The organism is Oscillospiraceae bacterium (assembly GCA_035380125.1).
GTDB lineage: Bacteria > Bacillota > Clostridia > Oscillospirales > JAKOTC01 > DAOPZJ01.
Genome location: DAOSWV010000036.1, coordinates 1 through 21,504, shown reverse-complemented (window position 1 = coordinate 21,504; position 21,504 = coordinate 1). Strand labels below are relative to the sequence as shown.

At 49.2% G+C, this 21,504-nt stretch carries 18 protein-coding genes; 8 read left to right on the top strand and 10 right to left on the bottom strand.

What is annotated here, in order from left to right:
* The first annotated feature begins 164 nt into the window (after nt 1-164).
* The 5 genes from PK629_12015 (at nt 165) to PK629_11995 (ending at nt 5,069) form a co-directional block, all read left to right on the top strand.
* Nucleotides 165-1,025 carry a PHP domain-containing protein gene (locus PK629_12015; protein HOP12202.1) on the top strand — a complete coding sequence of 287 codons (861 nt, stop codon included), beginning with the start codon at nt 165-167 and terminating at the stop codon, nt 1,023-1,025.
* Nucleotides 1,022-2,194 carry an NADP-dependent malic enzyme gene (locus PK629_12010; protein ID HOP12201.1) on the top strand — a complete coding sequence of 391 codons (1,173 nt, stop codon included), beginning with the start codon at nt 1,022-1,024 and terminating at the stop codon, nt 2,192-2,194. The genes PK629_12015 and PK629_12010 overlap by 4 nt, the downstream gene beginning before the upstream one ends.
* Nucleotides 2,195-2,458 carry a TIGR03905 family TSCPD domain-containing protein gene (locus tag PK629_12005; GenBank protein ID HOP12200.1) on the top strand — a complete coding sequence of 88 codons (264 nt, stop codon included), beginning with the start codon at nt 2,195-2,197 and terminating at the stop codon, nt 2,456-2,458.
* 161 nt (nt 2,459-2,619) lie between these two features.
* Nucleotides 2,620-4,251, top strand: coding sequence for an NUDIX domain-containing protein (locus PK629_12000; GenBank protein HOP12199.1), 1,632 nt, complete (start codon nt 2,620-2,622; stop codon nt 4,249-4,251).
* The gene (locus PK629_11995) at nt 4,248-5,069 is read left to right on the top strand and encodes an aspartyl protease family protein (protein HOP12198.1); all 822 of its coding nucleotides are present in this window, start codon (nt 4,248-4,250) and stop codon (nt 5,067-5,069) included. Before PK629_12000 ends, PK629_11995 begins: the two co-directional genes overlap by 4 nt.
* Before the next feature lie 70 nt (nt 5,070-5,139).
* On the opposite strand, the gene PK629_11990 is transcribed toward PK629_11995, so the two are convergent.
* The 9 genes from PK629_11990 to PK629_11950 all read right to left on the bottom strand — a co-directional run bounded on the left by PK629_11990 (nt 5,140) and on the right by PK629_11950 (nt 14,636).
* Nucleotides 5,140-5,346 (bottom strand): helix-turn-helix transcriptional regulator, encoded by a 207-nt coding sequence (locus PK629_11990; protein ID HOP12197.1) that lies wholly within the window; start codon nt 5,344-5,346, stop codon nt 5,140-5,142.
* Nucleotides 5,347-5,361: 15 nt separating this feature from the next.
* On the bottom strand, nt 5,362-5,913 hold the full coding sequence (locus PK629_11985) for a DUF2975 domain-containing protein (protein ID HOP12196.1): 552 nt from the start codon (nt 5,911-5,913) through the stop codon (nt 5,362-5,364).
* A 124-nt stretch (nt 5,914-6,037) separates the two neighbouring features.
* Complete coding sequence (locus PK629_11980; GenBank protein HOP12195.1) at nt 6,038-6,532, bottom strand: hypothetical protein; 495 nt, start codon at nt 6,530-6,532, stop codon at nt 6,038-6,040.
* Nucleotides 6,533-6,642: 110 nt separating this feature from the next.
* Nucleotides 6,643-6,921: a hypothetical protein gene (locus PK629_11975; GenBank protein ID HOP12194.1), complete on the bottom strand. Its 279-nt coding sequence runs from the start codon at nt 6,919-6,921 to the stop codon at nt 6,643-6,645.
* Between the two features lie 74 nt (nt 6,922-6,995).
* Nucleotides 6,996-8,012 carry an ABC transporter ATP-binding protein gene (locus PK629_11970; protein ID HOP12193.1) on the bottom strand — a complete coding sequence of 339 codons (1,017 nt, stop codon included), beginning with the start codon at nt 8,010-8,012 and terminating at the stop codon, nt 6,996-6,998.
* The gene (locus PK629_11965) at nt 8,009-9,169 is read right to left on the bottom strand and encodes an ABC transporter ATP-binding protein (GenBank protein HOP12192.1); all 1,161 of its coding nucleotides are present in this window, start codon (nt 9,167-9,169) and stop codon (nt 8,009-8,011) included. Before PK629_11965 ends, PK629_11970 begins: the two co-directional genes overlap by 4 nt.
* A 10-nt stretch (nt 9,170-9,179) precedes the next feature.
* A complete protein-coding gene (locus tag PK629_11960; protein ID HOP12191.1) occupies nt 9,180-11,081 on the bottom strand; it encodes an ABC transporter permease in 1,902 nt (633 codons plus the stop codon).
* A 16-nt stretch (nt 11,082-11,097) separates the two neighbouring features.
* Entirely contained in the window at nt 11,098-12,087 is a 990-nt protein-coding gene (locus PK629_11955) for an ABC transporter permease (protein ID HOP12190.1), read from the bottom strand.
* Nucleotides 12,088-12,206: 119 nt separating this feature from the next.
* Entirely contained in the window at nt 12,207-14,636 is a 2,430-nt protein-coding gene (locus tag PK629_11950; protein HOP12189.1) for an ABC transporter substrate-binding protein, read from the bottom strand.
* 270 nt (nt 14,637-14,906) lie between these two features.
* Between PK629_11950 and PK629_11945 the strand changes: the two genes are divergently transcribed.
* The 3 genes from PK629_11945 (at nt 14,907) to PK629_11935 (ending at nt 18,806) form a co-directional block, all read left to right on the top strand.
* Complete coding sequence (locus PK629_11945) at nt 14,907-16,712, top strand: ABC transporter ATP-binding protein (protein HOP12188.1); 1,806 nt, start codon at nt 14,907-14,909, stop codon at nt 16,710-16,712.
* The gene (locus tag PK629_11940; protein ID HOP12187.1) at nt 16,705-18,510 is read left to right on the top strand and encodes an ABC transporter ATP-binding protein; all 1,806 of its coding nucleotides are present in this window, start codon (nt 16,705-16,707) and stop codon (nt 18,508-18,510) included. Before PK629_11945 ends, PK629_11940 begins: the two co-directional genes overlap by 8 nt.
* A gap of 92 nt (nt 18,511-18,602) precedes the next feature.
* Nucleotides 18,603-18,806, top strand: coding sequence for a hypothetical protein (locus PK629_11935; protein ID HOP12186.1), 204 nt, complete (start codon nt 18,603-18,605; stop codon nt 18,804-18,806).
* 63 nt (nt 18,807-18,869) lie between these two features.
* Here the strand turns inward: PK629_11935 and PK629_11930 are convergent, their stop codons facing one another.
* Nucleotides 18,870-21,293, bottom strand: a complete 2,424-nt coding sequence (locus tag PK629_11930; protein ID HOP12185.1) for an ABC transporter substrate-binding protein — start codon at nt 21,291-21,293, stop codon at nt 18,870-18,872.
* Between the last annotated feature and the right edge of the window lie 211 nt (nt 21,294-21,504).

The window sequence follows — 21,504 nt, the reverse complement described above, 5'->3', positions numbered from 1 at the left end:
TCGCTACTCTTTTTTTCCTCCTCCCTTTTGTAACACATCAATTGTAATCCTACAGCTTGCTTTTGCGGAAAAATTGTAGTATAATAGACTCGTGACTCGATAGATTTCAAACTGGTGATATCTGTGCTTTCACAAGAAAAGCAGAGTAGACGCTCTGCGAAAGGATGGCTTTGATCATGCGTGCGGATTTACACTGCCACACAAAGATTTCCGACGGTTCCCTGGGAATCGCGGAGCTTCTGATGGTGGCGGCGCGGCTGAAAATGAAATTTCTCTCCATTACCGACTGTGATACCATGGGCGGCGTTTCCCGTGCCGTCGTTGTCGGAAAACGGCTGGGCATCGAAGTGATTCCCGGCGTCGAATTGACTGCGTTAGACCCGGAGACGGGCAAAGATGTCCACCTGTTATGCTATTTGCCCGATTATCCCGATCGTCTGGAGGGTTATTTCAAACGCATGTCGGACACCCGTAAACAAATTTTCGAAAAGAGAATTAAATTAATCTGCGAAAAATTACCTATCAATCCGCAGATGGTGATGCTACACACGCAAGGCTGCACCACTGTTTATGAGGCACATATCATGCATACGCTGATGGACTGCGGATATACCGATAAAATTTACGGCGATCTGTATAACGCTTTTTTCGGTAAAGGAAAATCCTGTGATATTCCGCTTGATTGCGGGGATTATACCGAAGTGATGCAGCTGATCAAGAGCGCAGGCGGGCTTGCGGTGTTGGCGCATCCCGGAAAATCGGACAACCTAGACCTTGTTGATAAATTAGCAGACCTGGGTTTGGATGGTATCGAATGGGAACACTTCCGCAATAACGCCGCCTGTAAAGAAAACATAAAACAGCTCTGTGAGCAATATGATCTGGTCATGACCGGAGGTTCGGATTTCCACGGAATGTACGAGACGCCGATTCGGCCGATCGGCAACAATACGGTAACAGAAATCGAGGTCAAGGCCTTGTATAACAGAAAACAAAAACAGCAGAAGGCAGCGATTAATTTATGACGGAGAGCAAAAACGCACTTGAAAAACATTATGAATGGAAAGGGAAAATCGAAGTCGTCTCGCGGGTAAAACTGGACGGCAGAGAATCCCTTTCTCTCGCTTATACGCCCGGCGTGGCCGACGCGTGCAAGCAGATTGAAAAAGATCCCGAAAGCGGATTCGACCTGACCCGCCGTTGGAATATGGTCGCTGTCATCACCGACGGCACGGCGGTCCTCGGACTCGGCGACATCGGCCCACGGGCCTCGATGCCGGTCATGGAGGGCAAATGCGCACTGTTCAAGGAATTCGGCGGCGTCGACGCATTCCCCATCTGCATCGACAGCAAGGACCCGGACGAAATCGTGCGCACGGTCAAATTGATCTCTTATAGTTTCGGCGGCGTCAATTTGGAGGACATCTCCGCGCCCCGCTGTTTCGAAATCGAAAAACGCCTGCGCGAATGCTGCGATATTCCGATTTTCCACGACGACCAGCACGGCACTGCAGTGGTTGCCGGAGCGGCATTAATCAATGCCTGCAAGCTGACGGGCCGCAAGCTCAGTAAGCTCAAAGCCGTGTTCAGCGGTGCAGGAGCGGCAGCCTGTGCAGTCGCGGAATTTTTTGAGGGCTTGGGCGTTGCCGATATTATCATCTGCAACAGCAAAGGCATCATCACCGAAGACGGTATGAAGGATGAGCACCGAAAAGCGCTGGCTGCCCGTACCAACCCGCGCGGTATCAAGGGCGGTCTTAAAGACGCGCTTGTCGGTGCCGACGTATTCATCGGGCTTTCGGTGGCCAATCTCGTGACCAAGGAAGACATCAAGACCATGGCAAAGGCTCCGATTGTCTTTGCAATGGCGAATCCGGTGCCTGAGATCGCACCCGAGGACGCTCTCGAAGCGGGCGCATCGGTTGTCGGAACGGGCCGTTCGGATTATTATAATCAAATTAACAATGTTCTGGCTTTCCCGGGCATTTTTAAGGGCGCGCTTTCGGTTCGCGCAACCGATATCACACCCGCAATGAAGCGTGCGGCGGCACAGGCCATCGCAGACTTCACCGGTGACATCACCAAAGAGCGCATTATCCCCGGCGCGTTTGAACAAGGACTTGGCGAAGCGGTCGCCAAAGCGGTTGCCGAAGCTGCAATCGAAGACGGTGTGGCAAAGGCGGTAACCAAGTAAATGAGCAAATATACCTATCTCACCGAGGGAACCTGCAGCCGCAGAATCGAATTCGATTTGACCCCCGACAACAAAGTCACCGACATTCGCTTCATCGGCGGCTGCGACGGAAACCTCAAAGGCATTGGTCTTCTGTGTGACGGAATGCCGGCCGACGAGCTGATTCAAAAACTCTCGGGTATCCGGTGCGGACGAAAAGCGACCTCGTGCCCCGACCAACTCTCTCGTGCGGTCAAAAAAGCCATAGTTAAACTGGAAAAATAACTCGTTTTTTGAAATCTTATCCGTCTTTGCGAGGAGAGTAGCGACGAAGCAATCCAGAAACCATGCGAATGGGATTGCCGCATAACGACTTACGAATTCTCACTTTCATTTCCAACCTGCGGCTTTTACAAGCCGCTTTTTCGTACAAAAAGGAGGTTTCAATGGCCGAACTGTGGGACATCTACGACAAAGGCAGAAATAAAACCGGCAAGACGCTCGAACGCGGGCAGCTGATGCGGCAGGATGAATATCACCTGGTCGTACATGTCTGGGTGCGCAATTCACGCGGTGAATGGTTGATTTCAAAACGTACGCCGAACAAACCGTTTGCCGGTATGTGGGAGTGTACCGGCGGTTCTGCACTGTCCGGTGAGGACAGCATTACGGCTGCGGTGCGCGAAGCCAGGGAAGAACTCGGAATCGAATTAAACCCCGATAACGGTCGTTTGTTTCGCAGTGTACGCCGTCAATTTCACAATTTCCCCGATTTTTCAGATGTTTGGGTGTTTTCCTGTGATTGCTCGATTGAATCGGTCATCTTTCAGGAGGGCGAGACCTGTGACGCCAAGTGGTCAACAAGTCGGGAAATCAACGAGATGATCGAGCGCGGTGAATTCATCGGCAGAGACCTCTTTCCTTATATCGATGACCTGTTTCAAAAATATGATCGTAAGATTCCGGTCGATTACGACAACGGCCTGCTGGCCTTGATTGCCTCGGTGCAGAGACATTACGGAGTACACACTCCGTATCGGACTTTGCAAACACTGGACAGCTTGCTCGAAAAGAATTATAAAAACGTTGTCGTAATGCTGTTTGACGGCTTGGGTACGGCGATATTGAAAAAGCATCTGCCCGAGGATGCCTTTTTGCGCCGCCATTTAAAAGGAACCATCTCCTCGGTGTTCCCGCCGACAACAGTCTCCGCAATCACGAGCTTTGAAAGCGGTCTTGCCCCGATTGAACACGGTTGGCTGGGCTGGAGTTTATATTTCAAGGAACTCGATAAAAATGTCAGCGTCTTCCCGAACACGATTTCCGGTTCCGACGGTCAGCCCGCTGCTGATTATAATGTCGCACGGCGCTATATCCCGTATGAGAGTATTTACAATAAGATTAAGTCTGCGACCGGCGGGGAAGTGAAGGCCTCGTCTGTATCGCCGTTTTCAATTTATAAGAGCCAGAGTATCGACGAAATTTGTGAGACGGTCAAAACCCTCTGCGCCGAACCGCAGCGCAATTATATCCACACCTATTGGCCCCAGCCGGATTACGATATGCACGATCTCGGCACGATGCACGAAACAGTACATAACGATATCGTCCAAATCAATGAAAAGGTCGAGAAACTTTGCTCTGATCTAACCGACACGCTGATTGTAATCACTGCCGATCATGGCTTGATCGATGTTGAATGGCGCTATCTCCCCGAATATCCCGAGATCATGGATTGCCTTTCCCGTATGCCTTCGATCGAGCCACGGGCGCTGACGTTCTTTGTCAAACCGGGCAGGGAAGAGGATTTTGAGACAGCCTTTACCGCACAGTTCGGCAACGATTACTTACTACTTTCCAAGGAAAAAGTCTTCGCCGAAAAGTTATTCGGAGACGGAGAACCCCACCCACGTGCGTTGGGCTTCCTCGGAGATTATCTGGCCGTCGCAACCGGTGAAATTTCCATCGACGCCGCACCGAGAACCGATTCGCACAGTTTCAAGGCTGCTCACGCCGGTTTCACCCCCGACGAAATGAACGTGCCGTTGATTGTCTGCGAGACAGGAGCGTCGAAATGAACATCGATTATGCAAAAGAGACCTGCACACTGCCGACCGGTCATTTGGATGCTTTGCTTCTGATTCCGGTTAAATCGGGTCAAAGCACGATACCGCTGGTTTTCGACTCCGGCGCATCCGTAACGCTGATCAGCCGATCTGCCGCCGAAAAACTGAATGCAGTCCGGCATACCGAAACCGTCAAAGGGGCGGGGAACGCCGGTATGCAGTTTACCGCCGATACCGTCATTATTCCGCATTTATCAATCGGGGCTCATGTTGTCAGCAAATTAAAAGCGGTGGTAGTGGAGGATGAAACCCTCGACTTCGGGACCGATGACAAAGGCACTCATTTTATCATCAACGGACTGTTGGGGTGGGATGTTCTTGAACATTTTACATGGCGGTACGACAGTGAAAGATCGGCAATGGCGGTTTCCGAGCCGACTGCGGGCAAAAAATATACCGAGATGGCGGATTGGGACAACATGCCCATCCTCCATGCGACATTAAACGGTAAAAAAGTGCTGTTCGGATTTGATTCGGGCAACACAGGCACGGTATTGGGTGATCGTTATTATCAGACGCTTTCAAGTGACAGCGAATATGCCGAGACCACCGTCGGAGTAGACGGTACGAGAGAAGAAATTGTGCGAAAAGCGGCTGATTTCCAGATTGAAATCGGTCGTTACAGGGTCGAATTGCAAAACGTACCTGCTGTCAACAGGCGGATCTTTCCCTCGAAATACGAAAATATTTACGGCCTTCTCGCCGCCGACATCATTCGCGGCAAAAGCTGGACGCTTGATTATCTAAACAGGCATTTTGAAATTTTATAGGGTGAAATAAAAGAAGGACAGGTTCATCACCTGTCCTTTTCTATAACAATAAAAAACAAATAGCAATCTGTCATTTTTCCCGGTATTCAAACAAATCCCCCGGCTGACAATTTAACGCCTTACAAATGGCTTCCATCGTACTGAGTTTCACAGCGCTGATTTTGGCGGTTTTTAAGTTGGATAAATTCGCGATTGTGATACCGACCCGTTCCGACAATTCGTTCAGTGACATTTTCCGGTCAGCCATCATTCGATCCAAACGTATGATAATCGGCATAATTAAACCATCCTTCTACACGGTCGTGTCGTGTTCGGCCTGAAGCATACAGCCATACCGGAAAATCTCGGCCAACAGCAAAACACAAAATGCCAGCACTGCGCCTTCGGGGATGATACGAAACTGTGCCTGAATGAATGAATCCAGCCCTTTTTCAGAGAGCATCTGACTTACCTGATCTGCCGCCATGAAGCTGGCCGCCTGTCTGAGATACGCCGTTACGAATAAAGCCCATCCGACCAGCCGTATCCGTCTGACATTATCAGTCGAAAACGGTGAACCGGCTTTGAGCGAATTGACAATATTGCGAAGCATCCATACACAGAAGACACCCAGAAGCATGATGATGTCGGTGTTGGCAATAAAAATAATTTTTAAAATCGGCGTTTCGGAATAATCAATCCCGTTCAGCGAAAATCCGTCTAAGACCAGATTAGACATCATTTCCGGCTTGAACAGCAACAGAAAAAACGAGGCCAAAAAGGCTCCGGCTGCAATCCATAAGGCGATGTTTAAAACAACACGCAGGATTTTGTAAAATTTCGAGTCAATTAATGAGTGAACCATTACACCATTCTCCTTTTCAGACGAAAGTTTCTGAATCGTTTACGATTCAGTATAAGAACAGTGTATCATATAGAAATCCGTATGTCAATATATATTTATCGTAAAACAATAAATAATTTATTTATTATGATATTGATTCGTTCGCACCGTAAACGCCTTCGGGCGATATGTATTTCAGCATTCTGCTGAAAATCTGATATTTCGGCCCGTCGACAAAGAAATTGCGTGTCTTGCCGTCCAGACAGGTGTGCAGATACGTGTCACCGCTTTCATTTAGAAAATAAGCGACAAAGTAATTCTTTTCGTCCACCGTCACCGTGATCGATGTTTTTCCTTCGGTTGACGGAGCGGATAAGAGCTTTTGCCTTTCGGTGATCGTAAGCAAATTACGCATAGATTGAAAATTGGAACTATTCAACAGCGTCTTTTGTTCGCCATATACAGCGGTAACCCCACCGTTTTCGACGCCTTTTCCGATAAAAATATCGACCGAATCCTCATATCTTGTGACGTCATATTGAGAGATTACAGAACCTGCGATCCAGCCGATGCCGCCGACAAGTATCACAACAACAAAAAAAATAAATAATTTAGTCCAGTTAATTCGCTTTTTTGCCACGAGAACCTCCTTATGTAGTAACTGCAGATCAAAAAAGAAGAGCAGGTGCGGAACGGAGAACGTTGCCTTTATTTTGTAAACTCAAGGCATGAGTTGTTTTTTACGGGATTTTATCTCAGCCAAACATTCGTTAGAAACAGGATAAACAGCGCACCGAGCGCGCCGAGAACCAATGCAACAGCAAGACCTGCAAGCGCACCGTTGAGAATTAAAACCAAGGTCTCTTTTCTCGTCAGAGGCGGCTCTTTGGAACCGGAATCGCCATGCGATTCACCGTGTAAAGAATCGCTTTTACCTTTTCGGTACCAAGGCATACCGTCGACGTTCATAGGTGCTATCACACGCCCGTCATCGTCGTCATATGTTTTTTTGGTTTTTTTTCGAAACATAACAGCCGTCCTGAATCAAGTTTGAACTGGGTGATTAACGGTGCCGGTTGCCGTCGTTATAGTTCTTAATCCGCTTATTTTTTGATCAGATGGCAATTTACGATGTGGCCGTTTCCGACGTCAACAGGTTCGGGGATCACATTTTTACAGATTTCCATGCAGTGTTTGCAGCGGGTGTGGAATTTACAGCCGGCAGGGGGATTTGCAGGGGAGGGGATGCTGCCTTCAAGGATGATCCGATTCATCTTAATCGTGGGGTCGGGCATGGGGATGGCGCTGAACAGCGCCTGTGTGTAGGGGTGCAGCGGCTCGCGGAAAACGTCTTCTTTTGTGCCGGTTTCAACCATCGAGCCCAGATACATTACGCCGATCGTATCCGAAATATGCTCCACGACCGACAGGTCATGCGAGATGAACAGGTAAGTGAGGTTGAATTCATGCTGCAAATCTTTGAGCAGGTTGATAATCTGCGCCTGAATCGAGACGTCGAGTGCCGATACCGGTTCGTCGCAGACGACGAAATCCGGATTGAGGGCAAGCGCACGGGCAATACAGATTCTCTGACGCTGACCGCCGGAGAACTCGTGCGGATATCTATCCTTATGATACTCCTGAAGTCCGCAGGCATTCATCTTTGAAGTAATATATTTATCGAATTGATCCGGGGGAACCAGATTATGTTCGCGCACCGCTTCGCCGATGATCTCACCGACCGGCATACGCGGGGACAAGCTGGAATACGGATCCTGGAAGATGATTTGCATCTTCGGACGAATGGCTAAGAGTTCTTTTTTTGAGAGTTTGAATACGGATTTCCCTTCGAACAGGACTTCACCGTCGGTATGGGGCGTCAGACGCAGCAGCGTGCGACCGATTGTGGTTTTTCCGCAGCCGGATTCGCCGACAAGTCCCATGGTCTGTCCGCGTTTGATTTTAAACGAGACGCCGTCGACTGCTTTGACATATCCCGTAACGTGGGAGAAAAGTCCCGTTTTAATCGGGAAATAGGTGCGCAGGGAATTGACCTCGATCAGATTCTCCTTTTCGTGCACCAGTGGCTTATAGTCGTTTTTTTTCAGCAGTTCGCTCATTTTGCCGCACCCTCCCCGTCATAAAGATAGCATGAGACGAAATGGGTGTCTGAAATTTTAATTTCGGCGGGATATTCACCGCTGCATTTTTCGATACACTTTTCGCATCTGTCTCTGAAATAGCAGTAATTCGGCATATTGATGGGGTTCGGAACCTGACCCGGGATGTTGTAAAGTCGGTCGGTCACTCGTCCCACGACCGGTTTACTCTCCATCAGGCCGATGGTGTAGGGGTGTTTCGGGTTGGCGAAAATCTCAGCCGCCGTACCTTTTTCGACAATGCGGCCGGCATACATAACCACCACAAAATCGGCCATTTCCGCGATGACGCCCAAGTCATGGGTGATCAGCATAATACTGCCGTTGATTTTGTCCTTCAGGTTGCGCAGCAGATCGAGAATCTGGGCCTGAATGGTCACATCGAGCGCCGTAGTCGGCTCGTCGGCAATAATCAATTTGGGATTGCAGGCGAGTGCGATGGCGATCATAACACGTTGGCGCATACCGCCCGACAGCTCGTGCGGATACATTTTATAAACACCCTCGGCGTTGGCGATGCCGACCAGATTGAGCATTTCAATGGTTCTGGCCTTAACGGCCTCTTTATCCATCTCGGGATTGTGCAGCGTAATAACCTCATCAACCTGCATTCCGATCCGAAAGACCGGATTCAGACTGGTCATCGGCTCCTGAAAGATCATCGAGATCATATTGCCGCGGATTTTCTGCATAAAATTCGTCGGTACCTTGGAAATATCATAGACGCCGTCGCCGGAATCAAAACGGATTTCACCGCTGACAATCTGTCCGGTAGGGCGCTGAACAAGCTGCATCAATGACAAACTCGTGACCGATTTACCGCAGCCGGATTCTCCGACGACGCCGACGGTTTTTCCCTTGGGGACATTGAATGAGACACCGTCGACCGCTTTTACGGTACCGAGATCGGTGAAGAAATAGGTGTGCAGATCATCGAACTCCACGACGTTGGAAGGATCGTGCATCACGGTGGTGAATTCGGATACCGGCACGTCTTTGCGGTTGCGTTTTTTCTCGAGTTCATCGGTGATCTTGCGGTTGCGTTTCGAAATCGCGCGCACTTCTTTTGCAGAGAGGTAGTTGACACCTTTTATGGTCTTTTTATCGTTTTTCTTCAAAGCCGTTCACCTACCTTTTCATCTTCGGGTCAAACGCATCGCGCAGACCGTCACCGATAAAGTTAAATCCCAGAACCGTCAGCAGGATGAGGAAACCGGCGGGAATCCAAACGAACCAGAAATTTTGGAGCACATAGCTGTCGTTGACGGCGTTGATGATGTTGCCCCAGGAGGCATACGGATATTTGACGCCGAGTCCCAAGAAGCTCAGGGTTGCCTCGGTGAGGATAATGCTGCCGAGTCCCATGGTCGCATAGACGATCAGCTGCGGGATGACGTTGGGGATCAGGTGCTTGAAGATCTTGCGTGAGGTCGAAAGTCCGCTCGCCTCGGCGGCTGTCATGAATTCCTGTTCGCGCAAAGAGAGGATCTGGCCTCTGACGACACGGGCGATGCCGGGCCAGCCGGTGACGCCTAATAAGATCATTAACAGGTATATTCGTACGGTCGGGTCAATTTTTAGGGCACTCATCGCCGTACCGATGATGATGAACAGCGCCAGTGTCGGGATGCAGTTGAAGATTTCAACCAGACGCATCAAAATCGTATCCACCCATTTGCCGAAGTAACCGGAGATACCGCCGATGACAATGCCGATCAGGGTTTCAATGATAACAACGACAAAACCGATCATCAGCGAGACGCGGCCGCCGTACATCAGGCGGACCAGCATGTCCATGCCGGAACCGTCGGTACCTAGCCAGTGAGTGGCACTCGGTGATGCATAAGCATCGATTAAATCGGTCGTGAGGTTGGTACGGATGACATATTCAAGATCCTTGCGTTCAACGGTAAAATGGACCATTTCGCCCTTGTTGTCCAGTGCGTCAAATTCAGTGAGGTTTTCATTGATGGCTTTCGTAACCAAAGATTTGTATTCGACGGTCAGGAAGATATCGTTTGCATACGGGGTTACAATAATCTCACTGATATTGGCAACCGGCGTGGCGGTTCCGTCTTTGACAGCGGATATGATCGATAAATCGGCATCGGAACGAACTTCGATGCTGTAGGTCTCGCCATTATATTCAAATTCTGCCGTAGCCTGTGGGAGATTTTGCTCGGCCATCGAAGTTATCATAGCGGTAAGGGTTGTTTCGGCAGCTAATTTGAAATCAAAGCCGGGTTTAAAGTCAGCAGAATAAGTATCATAGATATTCTTTGAAAGCAAAACAGCCGGCTCAAAGGTAGAGATGACGATTTCGCGTTTAGAGGATTGAATTGCATATTGCTCTCCGCCGTAAGTGAAGACGGTTTCACCGGCGTTATACGTCTCCGTAAATGCAGTTTTAAATGCGTCGGAAAGATTGAACCCGGAAACGGGCGTATAATTCATCGCGCTGCCAATCAAAGTGATGTTGACCACCGGGCTGCCATTGTTAAGCAGATAGGTGTCTTCGCCGATCTGTTGGATCAAAAAATCCATATTCTGACCATCGATCATGGCTGAGAATGTCAGTTTATCGCTATTGCGGGCAAGAATGAACTGTGCAAGGCCAAGTGAATTGAAGCTCTTACCTTCGGCAACGTCATAATAATAATTATTATTAACGGTGGCGCTGGCATATCGCGAGGACTGGTCTTCTTTTTTATAAAAGATTTGGGTTTCACCAAACGGATGTACAAGACCGCCGACAAATGAGAACAGGAACATCGCAATAATGATAATCAGTCCGGCGATGGCCAGTTTATTGCGGATGAAGCGTTTCAAAACCATCATTGACGGTGACAGAACTTTGATACGTTGTACGTCGTCGAGTGTGCCGGTGGGGCAGGAGGAACCTTCGTTTTGGGCGATCTCTTGGATGATCTCCTCATCGATTTCATCCGCGGGAATCTCTTCTATTTCGTTTTTGGGAGGAATATTTTCATCCTCAGGCGGCATATTTGTGTTCTTTCTCTCGTCGTCCATTTCCAGCACCTCCTCTCTAATTCACGCGAACCCGCGGATCGACGACGGCATAAAGAATATCGGCGATCAGCGTTCCGAGCAGAGTCAGTGCGGCTAAAAATAACATATAGAACATGGAGAACGGAAGGTCACCCTTTATCATTGCGTTATAAGAGGTATAACCGATACCGGGGATGGAGAAAAGCTGTTCCGTGATCATAGCGCCGGCGAATAAACCGGGCAGAGTGCCGCCTACAATCGTAACGATCGGAATCAGAGTATTGCGGAAGGCGTGCTTGTTGATAACTTTATTCTCGGAAAGGCCTTTGGCGCGAGCCGTACGGATATAGTCGGAGTTGAGAACTTCAAGCATATTGGTTCTGGTATAGCGCATCAGGAAGCCGATGCTGACGATGGTCAGCGTCAGAACGGGGAGCAGGAAGTGTGCCGAGACGTCCATAGCCTGCCCGAATGCGGTCATTTGATCATGGAGCCGGCTGACTTTACCGACAGGCTCCACCCAATTGAGTTTAAATGCGAAAACCAATTTTAATAGTGTAGCAAAGAAAAAGGACGGAAGTGAGATGCCGACGAGGGCAAAAACGGTGACTGCGTAATCGGTTTTGCTGTACTGCTTTCTTGCAGCCAGAATTCCGAGCGGGATCGCGATGACAAGTTCAAGAATCAATGAAGCAAAGCCGAGATAAAAAGAATCCCAGATAACTTCCTTGAATTTATCAATGACAGGGACGTTATAAACCCATGAATCCCCGAAATTACCTTTGAGAAGCGAGTCGCCGATCCAAGCGAAAAAGCCCTCAAGAATAGAACCGTTCATTTTATAAACTTCTTTAAGTTGCGCCAAAACCTCGCTGTAACTCTTACTGCCGGGCAGAGCAGAGCGTTCCCGCGCAATTGCCTCGATATACGATGTAGGCAGGCAACGCAAAATCGTATAGATAATCAAGGCCACTATAAACAGAATAATTACGCTCAGAAATAAGCGTCTCACCAAAAACTTCCACATGTGTGCAATTTCTCCTCGCAAAACGGATAGGATTTCCTGAAATTATCATCTACGAGGAAAGCCCACCGACCGGCGGGCTTTCCTCAAGACGATTGACTTTGAGTACTGCCTCAGGGGGTTTACTTGGCTTCGTAAACCTCGAGGAGTTCGATATCATTCATCCAACCCCAGTATGTCGTGATATCCGGAGTAACGGTATCAATGTTGACACGCTCGGTGCTGAAGATGATGATGTTCTGTCTCTGATAAGACGGAACTTCGACTGCCCAATCAAGAATGATGTCCAGGCAGGCTTTATACGTCGCTTTTCTGTAATCCTGATCCGCGCTCTTACGGGCGTCGAGGATGTACTGGTCCAGATTGGCATCATCAATGTGATAATGGTTGGAATCCGAACCGCCTCTGCCGACGATACCGGTGCTGTAATAGACCTGATACATATCCGGGTCGATTGTAGCACCCCAAGCAGCCGTCCAGAGTTCCTGTGTGCCGGCGTCAAGGCGATCCCAGAGGATCGAGGAGTCGGCCAAGTCGGAAACTTCCAGCGTGATGCCGATGGTAGCGAGTGCGGCAGCTGTATTGGAGAGAACTTGGAAGTTCGGGTGGTCGCCGATACCGTCGCCGGGGATGAGCGCTTCATAGGTCAGTTTGGCGCCTTCGGGAGCCGCAGTGAATGTACCGGTGGCATCGTCAAAGGTAAAGCCGGCTGCTTTGAAGAAGCCGATCGCGGCTTGGAGAGCGGCGGCATATCTGGCTTCCGCATCCATGTCGGAGGTGTAGATCTCATTACCGTCAACATCCTTGGAGAACGCAACCGAATAGTCGGCATCCGACTTCTGAGGAGCGGCCCAAGAGGTGTTGGAGATCGGGTAGTTGATGACCGCAGCCGCATCGCCGTAGTAGCTGTTGATGGCGACGTCACGATAGACGGCCAACAGGGTTGCGATGCCTTTTCTGAGGTTCTTGGAAGCGTCGGAAGAAGGATCTCCGCCGACATTGACCGTATCGGCGTTCATACCGATATAGCCGTAGCCGAGGTTATCGACAGAGCTGGTGGTGATGACTGCGCCGTCAAGTTCGCCGCCGTTGATCTCACGGATGGACTCAAACTTGATTTTGCTGCCGCTCGGATTGGCGACATCAACCGCACCGGACTGGATCGAGGTGATCTTGTCAGCTTCACTGACTTCTTTGAACTGGATGTACTGCAGTTTCGGGCAGCCCTTATAATAATTCTCGTTCGCTTCAAAGTAGACGACTTTGTCTTCATACTTCACGAACTTATAAGCACCGGCACCCATCGGGGTAGATGTCTTGGCCTGAACGCCGGACAAATCGCCGAAGGTGAAACCGAACTTATTGTTGTCATAATCATAGAGGGATGTATCACCGTAATAATGCAACGGGGCGATAGAGATGCCGAGGATGGAGTAGATGGCGGGAGATTCGTAACCGATGGTGGTCACTTCAACCGTATAATCGTCGATCTTCTTGATACCGGCGATATTCGGAACACCCTGTCCGCCCATGCTCTCGTCCTGGGAGCCGTATTCGCGGATGAACTTAGCGGAAGCAGTGCCGAGAACATCGGTGCTGTCGGCCGCTTCAACGGACCAATAAGCCTCAGGATCTCCGCCGTATGCGGCGTAAGCTTCTTCATAATAATCGTTGATTGTCGGATAAACGCCATTGGCCAGATCGAAGGTCTTGCCGGAGACGGCGGTCGTCAGAACGCCTTCCTCAACGGAGCCGTATCCCCAGATAGCCATACCGAATGCGGTCTGAAGGCCGACTTCGGCGCGGATCTGTTCTTCGGTAAATCCGGTATAGGCTTCGCCGTAGGTGCCGACATATTTCGCCATGCAGTAATCGACGATGGCCTGGACGTCATCAATCCAAACCGACTTTATAGTCGCCCAGAAACCATCCTGCTGTGCCTGTGTCCAAGTATCGGTCTCTGCCCAAACATGATCAACGCCTGCAGCATAAATCTCAGCTGCCATGGTTTCATATTTTGCATAGACTTCGTCACTGGTCTGTGTCTGATAATTCTGCAGACCGACGATGTTGTAGGAGGACAAAGTGGTCGAGCCGACATAAGACGGGTCGCAGAGGACATAATAAGTGAAAATGATGTCATCCGCAGTCAGTTTCTCGCCGTCAGAAAATAGAACGTCGTCTCTGATTTTCGCGCGATAGGTGGTGGTGTCGGCCGCTTCGTCGATTGTGACCGTAAGATCTGCGATGCCCTTATATGTATAGTCGGTGCCGTTATAAGAGCGGGTCTCGCCGTCGATGGCGTTATAAACGACGCCACCGTTTCTGTCGGTTGTCATCAGGCCGACTTGTGTCATGCTGACAACGTCCTGATCATATCCGGTATCGGCAAAGAAGGGGCTGAATTTTCCGCTGAACGGGTCGTACGCAACAACCAACGGGGTTGTGATTGTCGCCGTTTTCGGAAGGGCTGAGCCGCAGCCGGCAAGCATGCCGAGGCACATAACAGCCGTCAGCGCGATTCCGAAAATGCGCTTGAGGGACGATTTCATCAATACCTACCTCCAATTCGTAATTCAACTTTACAATTCTGATAAAGTTTGTGTGATTGTACCATAACAAGCGGTGAAAAGTCAATACTTTTTTAGCAAACCCCACGAATAGTCATAAGTTCTTCACAAAAAATGCGCAAATGTTTAAATTTGTAACGACAAGCCACAAAAAATCTACACAAAACGCGGGAATATCTTTGGATAACATTGACAAGATGCCCAAAATGATGTTATGATATTTTTCATATAAAAACGGAGGTGCCCCGCGAATTGAAGAGAGACAATACCTATCCGGTGGGGAAAACGATCAGTCGGTTACTTCGGCATCTTGGGGCGGTGGATAAGTCGCTCTGGGGTTATTTTATAATGTATACGATTTTTGCAGGGATTTATCCCTTATTTTCCGTTGTACTGCCCAAACTCCTGATCGGGGAATTGATCTCAGAAAACCCTGTGATTATACATATTATATATATCGCCGCCGGTTTTTTGGCGGCTGCCTCGCTGTTCGGCTTTTTAAAAAACGTCGTATACGGTATCACCTATCCGCGCATGACGATGGTACGCATCGATTATCTGCGGGACATGGCCGTCAAGCTGATGACGATGGATTATAAATATTGTGAAGATGCGAGTTTTGCCGAGGAAAACGGAAGGGCGTTCGAATCCACCAACAGCAACATGAACGGAATCGAAGGCGTTTATCATAAGCTGTTCGAGACCCCGGCGATTTTCCTGACGTCTCTTGCATTCATCATCTTTATCGGAATGCTGGATTTTTGGATTCTGCTCGCTTTGGTCGCCAACATCGGTACGGTGTATCTGATCGGGCGGCTGTCGCATTTTTATCAGTATGGCAAGCGTTCCGAATTGAAGCACGGCGAACGCCGTGTCCGTTATTATGACACCACCACACATGATTTCTCCTATGGCAAGGATATCCGCCTTTATAATTTCCGCGATCGCATTTCAAAAAACTTCGAGACGGAGATTCGCGGTTATACCGATGTTTGGCGATCCATCAAAAATCGGGAATACGCGCTCGGCTTTCTCGGACTGCTCACGCTGCTCATCAGCGATGTGGCGACTTACGGCCTTTTGATCGTAAAAATGAGGGCTGGTATGTCGATTGCCGATTTCTCGATGTATCTGGCCGCAATGGTGTCCTTATCCATATTATTAAAAACGTTGATCGAAAATGTGACTTTTGTCATCAATGAAGGCCAGTATGCGCATGACTTCTTTGTCTTCATGGACAAAGATTTCGGAGAAAAAGGCGGTGATCTGCCGGCGGTCAAAAACGATACACTTGAGATTGAATTCAAGGATGTGAGCTTTAAGTATCCCAAGACGGATCGATATATCTTTCAACACCTGAATTTAAAAATCGAAAAAGGCGAGCGGCTTGCAATCGTCGGTATCAACGGTGCAGGCAAGAGTACGCTGGTAAAATTATTACTGGGGTTGTTTCAAGTCACGGAGGGAGAAATTTTAATTAACGGTCAGCCTTTGAATGCATATAATCGTCTCGCGCTCTGGTCGATGTTCTCGGTGGTCTTTCAGGAGATCAACATCCTTGCGTTCACCGTCAAGGAGAACATCGCCTGCCGCTCGGATGAAATCGATGAAGATCGCGTGAGAGCTGCAATCGATAAGGTCGGACTTACCGAAAAAATCGGAAGCTTTGAAAAAGGCCCGGATCAGATGATGCTGAAGATCATTGACGAAAACGGTGCGTTGCTCTCGGGCGGCGAAAGCCAGAAACTGGCGATTGCCCGCGCACTTTATAAAAACGCCAACATGGTCATTATGGACGAGCCGACTGCGGCGTTGGATGCATTGGCCGAAGCGGAAATCTATCAGGATTTCAGCCATTTGATCAAAGGAAAGACGGCTATTTATATCTCTCATCGACTGGCCAGCACCAAATTTTGCGATAAAATCGCCCTGTTTGACAATGACGGGTTGAGCGAATACGGCAACCACACCGAGCTGATGCGCAAACGCGGGAATTACTATAAAATGTTCACGGTGCAGGGGAAATACTACAGAGAGGGCGGCGCCGAGAATGGATAAAGAAAAACGCAAACGCGGCGAGAATCTTCAAAAACTCGCGCTGTTCTTCTCATTGGCTTGGAAAATCTCCCCGGCCTATATTCTCATTTTAATTGCAAATGCTCTGATCGGCGGCGGTCAGATATTGGCGAACGTCATTCTGCCAAAATTTCTGGTGGACGAGTTGGTCGGACAGATGCGCACCCGGGAATTGCTGTTGTATGCCGGTCTCATCATCGGCGGGAATCTGCTGTTCGCTTTTTTAACCAATACGGTTAAGCGATTGATCGACGTTAAAAATATCTATATGCGCCAAAGTATGTCGCGTGCGATGGCCGATAAGATTATGAGCATCGAATACGGTTATCTTGAAGACCCATATTATCTTGACCTAAAAGAACGTGGCGTCTTCGCCATCAGCAACCAATCGGCACTTGAAAATTTGATTAACAACGCGGCGACTGCGCTCAAAAGTGCGGTGACATTGATCGGTTTGATGGCGGTTATGTTCACGTTAAGCTGGGTGTTGGTACTGCTGCTGTGCGCAGCGTTCGCCACGACGCTTTTGTTCAACCAGAGTTTCAGGAAATTTCAGCTCAGGTTTTTCGAACAGCTGATTCCGGTTAATCGTCGTTATGGCTATTATGTCGGATTGACTTTCGACGATAAAATCCAAAAAGACGCACGGCTTTACGGTATGGCGCCGATGATTGCGGACCGGATCACCTATTATAACGCCGATATCAACAGTTGGTTCACTAAATTCAACCGCCGTTACGGGCGGTTCAACGGACTGGTGGGTATCATCGGCGATCTGCAGGCGGCGCTGGCTTACGGCTATGTCGGTATCCGCGTGATCACCGACCGCTTAGGCCCCAAAATCGGCCTCGGCTCGTTTACCATGTATGTCTCGTCAGCCATCAGTTTTTCAACGACCTTCACACAGCTCGGCAACAGTATCATCACGATCAATCAGATGCTCGGCTATCTCGATCCGTTCTTCGAGTTTATGCGTATTCCCGATCAAAAAGAAAGCGGCGGGCATACCGTTTTCGAAGACGATATCGAGAGTATCGAATTTGATGACGTTACGTTTACCTATCCCAAATGCGAAAAGCCGGTATTGAAAAATATCTCGTTTAAAATCAAAGGCGGCGAGAAAATCTCGATTGTCGGTCTGAACGGTGCGGGTAAAACGACGCTGATCAAACTGATCTGCCGATTGTATAAGCCCGATTCGGGTACGATCAAAATCAACGGCACCGACATTTTTGAATACGATCACGAGAGCTACATGGCACGCATCGCGGCGGTATTTCAGGATTACCGCCTGTTCGCGTTCGGCATTGACGAAAATATCACCTGCCAACCCAGCGGGACCAATGAAGGTCAAATTGACGAGCTGTTGGTGCAGGTGGGCCTGAAAGGAAAAATCGAATCGCTGCCCAAAGGCGTCAAGACGATGCTGGGCAAGGCTTATTCGACCGAGGGTGTGGAGCTATCGGGCGGTGAGAGTCAGAAGGTGGCGATCGCCCGCGCGCTGTATAAAAACGCGTCGCTTATCATTCTCGACGAGCCGACCTCAGCGCTCGATCCACTGGCGGAGGCGGATATCTATGCCAACTTTAATAAATTGGTGGGTGATAAGACGGCGTTTTATATCTCGCATCGGATGTCGAGCAGTGTCTTCTGCGACCGGATTCTGATTATCCAGGACGGTATCGTGGCCGACTTTGACACACATGCGGCTTTAATGGCAAAAAAGGACAGTTTATATTTTAAACTGTTCAATTCGCAGGCGGAAAATTATAAAGAATAATATAAAAATTTGTCGATATTTTAAAACAAATGCGTATAAATGTTCCTCTTTGCCGAACACTATGAACGACTCTCGGCTGGGAGGTTGGTCTCATGATTGGTGATCCGAAAAAGGATCCGAAAAAACGCAGCCGCTCTCATAGTCCGGAACGTGACGTCGCTATTTTTACGATGAACACGACGGCCTCGGCCAATGAGATGACGGGTGCAATGCCGACGGTGGACAAACTGCCGCTCGGTGCCGACGGCCTGTTGGATCTGTTTCCCGATCTCACGACAGATCCCGAGGACGATTGAATAAAAAAACCGCGCGAACGCTTTTGCGTTCGCGCGGTTTTTTTGATTTGGGTGATCGGGAATTTATTTAACTTCATAAACCTCGAGGAGCTCGATGCCGTTCATCCAGCTCCAATAGGTTGTGATGTCCGGGGTGATCGTATCGATATTGACACGTTCGGTGCTGAAGATGAGGATGTTTTGTCTCTGGTAAGAGGGGACTTCGACCGCCCAGTCGAGAATGATGTCCAAACAGGCCTTATAGGTCGCCTTTCGATAAGCCTGATCTGCGCTGCTGCGGGCGTCGAGGAGATATTGATCCAGATCCGGATCGTCAATGTGATAATAGTTGGTGTCCGAACCGCCGTTGCCGGCAATGCAGGAACTGTGATAAATCTGGTACATATCCGGATCAATCGAAGCGCTCCAGGCCGATACCCATATCTCCTGCGTACCGGCATCGAGTTGGCTTAAAATCACGGATGAATCCGGCGGGTCGGAGATATTCAGCGTAAATCCGATGGTCTCGAGTGCAGCAGCGGTGTTGGACAGAACCTGAAAATTCGGGTGGATACCGACGCCGTTTGCCGGAATCAGGGCTTCATAGGAGAGCTTTGCGCCTTCGGGTGCCGCCGTGAATTTCCCGGCGGTCTCGTCGAAGGTAAAGCCGGCCGCTTTGAAGAAGCCGATAGCGGCCTGCAGAGCGGCGGCATATTTGGCTTCTGCATCCATGCCGGAGGCATAGATGCCATTCCCATCAATGTCTTTAGAGAACGCCGTTTGATAATCCGCATCCGATTTTTGAGGAGCGGCCCAGGAGGTGTTGGAAATCGGGTAGTTGATGACCGCAGCTGAATCGCCGAAGAAGCTGTTGACGGCCACATCGCGGTAGACGGAAAACAGGGTTGCAAGTCCTTTTCTCAGATTCTTGGAGGCCTCGGAAGAGGGGTCTCCGCCGACGTTGACCGTGTCGGCGTTCATACCGATATAACCATAGCCGAGATAGTCCACGGAATCCGTTATGATGACAGCGCCGTCCAGTTCGCCGTTATTGATCTGTCGGATCGCTTCAAAATTGGTTTTGCTGCCGACCGGGTTGGCAATATCAGCGGTCCCCGACGAAATCGAAGTGATCTTATCGGCCTCGCTGATCTCTTTGAACTGTATATTCTGCAGTTTCGGACAACCCTTGTAGTAATTCCCGTTTGCTTCGAAATAGACGACCTTATCTTCATACTTCACAAACTTGTAGGCACCGGCACCCACCGGAGCGGAGGTCTTGGCCTGAACACCGGACAGATCCCCGAAGGTGAAGCCGAACTTGTTACCCGCATAATCATAAAGGGATTTGTCGCCGTAATAATGCAGCGGAGCGATAAAGACGTCGAAGATGGCGTAGACAGCCGAGGCCTCATAATCCACAGTCGTCACCTCAACCGTATTATCATCGAGCTTTTTAATACCGGTGATATTCGCAACACCTTGTCCATTCATGCTCTCATCCAATGGACCGTACTTGCTGATGAATGTGGCAGCTGTCGTTCCCAAGATATCGATTTCGGAACCGGTTGCCATCATCCAACCCCGCGGATCGCCTTCAAACTGAGCAAATATTTCGTTATATAAATCTTCAATTGTGGGGTAAACGCCGTTGTTGATATCGAATGTCTTGCCGGAGATCGTGCCGAATATACCGTTTTCACCGATACCGCCCAATTCCAAAGCAGCTGTGGCGAAAGCGATTTTTAATCCTTCGTTCGCGGTGATTTCTTCCGGTGTTTTACCGAGGATCATTTCACCGTAGTCACCGACGTATTCGGAGACGAAATAACCGGCAAAGCCCTGAATGTCCGCCGCCCAAACCTGTTTCAGCATTGCCCAAAACCCATCTTGCTGTTCTTGTGTCCAAGCGTCGGTATCTGCCCATATATGATCCGGACCGGACGCAAAAATTTCCGCAGCCAGAGCCGCATATTCGGCATAGACGGCATCGGTGGTCTGGGTCTGATAATTCTGCAGTCCGACGATGTTGTAAGAAGAAAACGTGGAAGGGCCGATATAGGAAGGGTCGCAGAGCACATAATAGGTGAAAATGAGGTCATCTGCCGACAGTTTCACGCCGTCCGAGAACACGAGGTCGTCTCTGATCTTTGCGCGATATGTAGTCGTCCCGTCGTCATTGATTGTGACACTCAGATCCGCCGGACCTTTGTATAAGTAATCAGTTCCGTTGTAAGGGATCGTCTCGCCCTCGATGGCGTTATAAACGACGCCGCCGTTCCGGTCGGTTGTCATTAAGTTGATTTGTGTCATGCCGACAACATCATGATCATTTGCCGCATCGGCATAAAACGGATTGAAGTTCCCGTTAAACGGATCGTATGCCACAACCAGCGGCGTTTGAATTTCCGCCGATTTGGGAAGAACCGAACCGCAGCCGCTCATCAGACCTAGGCAAATCACCGCGGTCAAAAGAATTGCGCAAACGCGCTTCAAAAATAAACCCATCAATTTTACCCCCATAAAATCTTATATTTCTGTACACCAAAGTGTTTATTGAATCCTACCATAACTATCCTAAAAAGTCAATTATTAGCGGATTATATACTTTTTTGAATTAACCAGTATTAACCCCGCTTGAACGCAAGTGGTTCAAGCGGGGTTTTGTTGTATCCAGAAAACCACTCGCTAGGCGAGTGGTAGAAAAAAAGGCTAATGC

What these genes read in the sequence shown, in the direction of transcription:
- PK629_11955 (HOP12190.1), bottom strand. Translation starts at nt 12,087, where the DNA reads ATGTGGAAGTTTTTGGTGAGACGCTTATTTCTGAGCGTAATTATTCTG.
- PK629_12005 (HOP12200.1), top strand. Translation starts at nt 2,195, where the DNA reads ATGAGCAAATATACCTATCTCACCGAGGGAACCTGCAGCCGCAGAATC.
- PK629_11990 (HOP12197.1), bottom strand. Translation starts at nt 5,346, where the DNA reads ATGCCGATTATCATACGTTTGGATCGAATGATGGCTGACCGGAAAATG.
- PK629_11935 (HOP12186.1), top strand. Translation starts at nt 18,603, where the DNA reads ATGATTGGTGATCCGAAAAAGGATCCGAAAAAACGCAGCCGCTCTCAT.
- PK629_11975 (HOP12194.1), bottom strand. Translation starts at nt 6,921, where the DNA reads ATGTTTCGAAAAAAAACCAAAAAAACATATGACGACGATGACGGGCGT.
- PK629_11985 (HOP12196.1), bottom strand. Translation starts at nt 5,913, where the DNA reads ATGGTTCACTCATTAATTGACTCGAAATTTTACAAAATCCTGCGTGTT.
- PK629_12000 (HOP12199.1), top strand. Translation starts at nt 2,620, where the DNA reads ATGGCCGAACTGTGGGACATCTACGACAAAGGCAGAAATAAAACCGGC.
- PK629_11940 (HOP12187.1), top strand. Translation starts at nt 16,705, where the DNA reads ATGGATAAAGAAAAACGCAAACGCGGCGAGAATCTTCAAAAACTCGCG.
- PK629_11960 (HOP12191.1), bottom strand. Translation starts at nt 11,081, where the DNA reads ATGGACGACGAGAGAAAGAACACAAATATGCCGCCTGAGGATGAAAAT.
- PK629_11930 (HOP12185.1), bottom strand. Translation starts at nt 21,293, where the DNA reads ATGGGTTTATTTTTGAAGCGCGTTTGCGCAATTCTTTTGACCGCGGTG.
- PK629_12010 (HOP12201.1), top strand. Translation starts at nt 1,022, where the DNA reads ATGACGGAGAGCAAAAACGCACTTGAAAAACATTATGAATGGAAAGGG.
- PK629_11995 (HOP12198.1), top strand. Translation starts at nt 4,248, where the DNA reads ATGAACATCGATTATGCAAAAGAGACCTGCACACTGCCGACCGGTCAT.
- PK629_11950 (HOP12189.1), bottom strand. Translation starts at nt 14,636, where the DNA reads ATGAAATCGTCCCTCAAGCGCATTTTCGGAATCGCGCTGACGGCTGTT.
- PK629_12015 (HOP12202.1), top strand. Translation starts at nt 165, where the DNA reads ATGGCTTTGATCATGCGTGCGGATTTACACTGCCACACAAAGATTTCC.
- PK629_11970 (HOP12193.1), bottom strand. Translation starts at nt 8,012, where the DNA reads ATGAGCGAACTGCTGAAAAAAAACGACTATAAGCCACTGGTGCACGAA.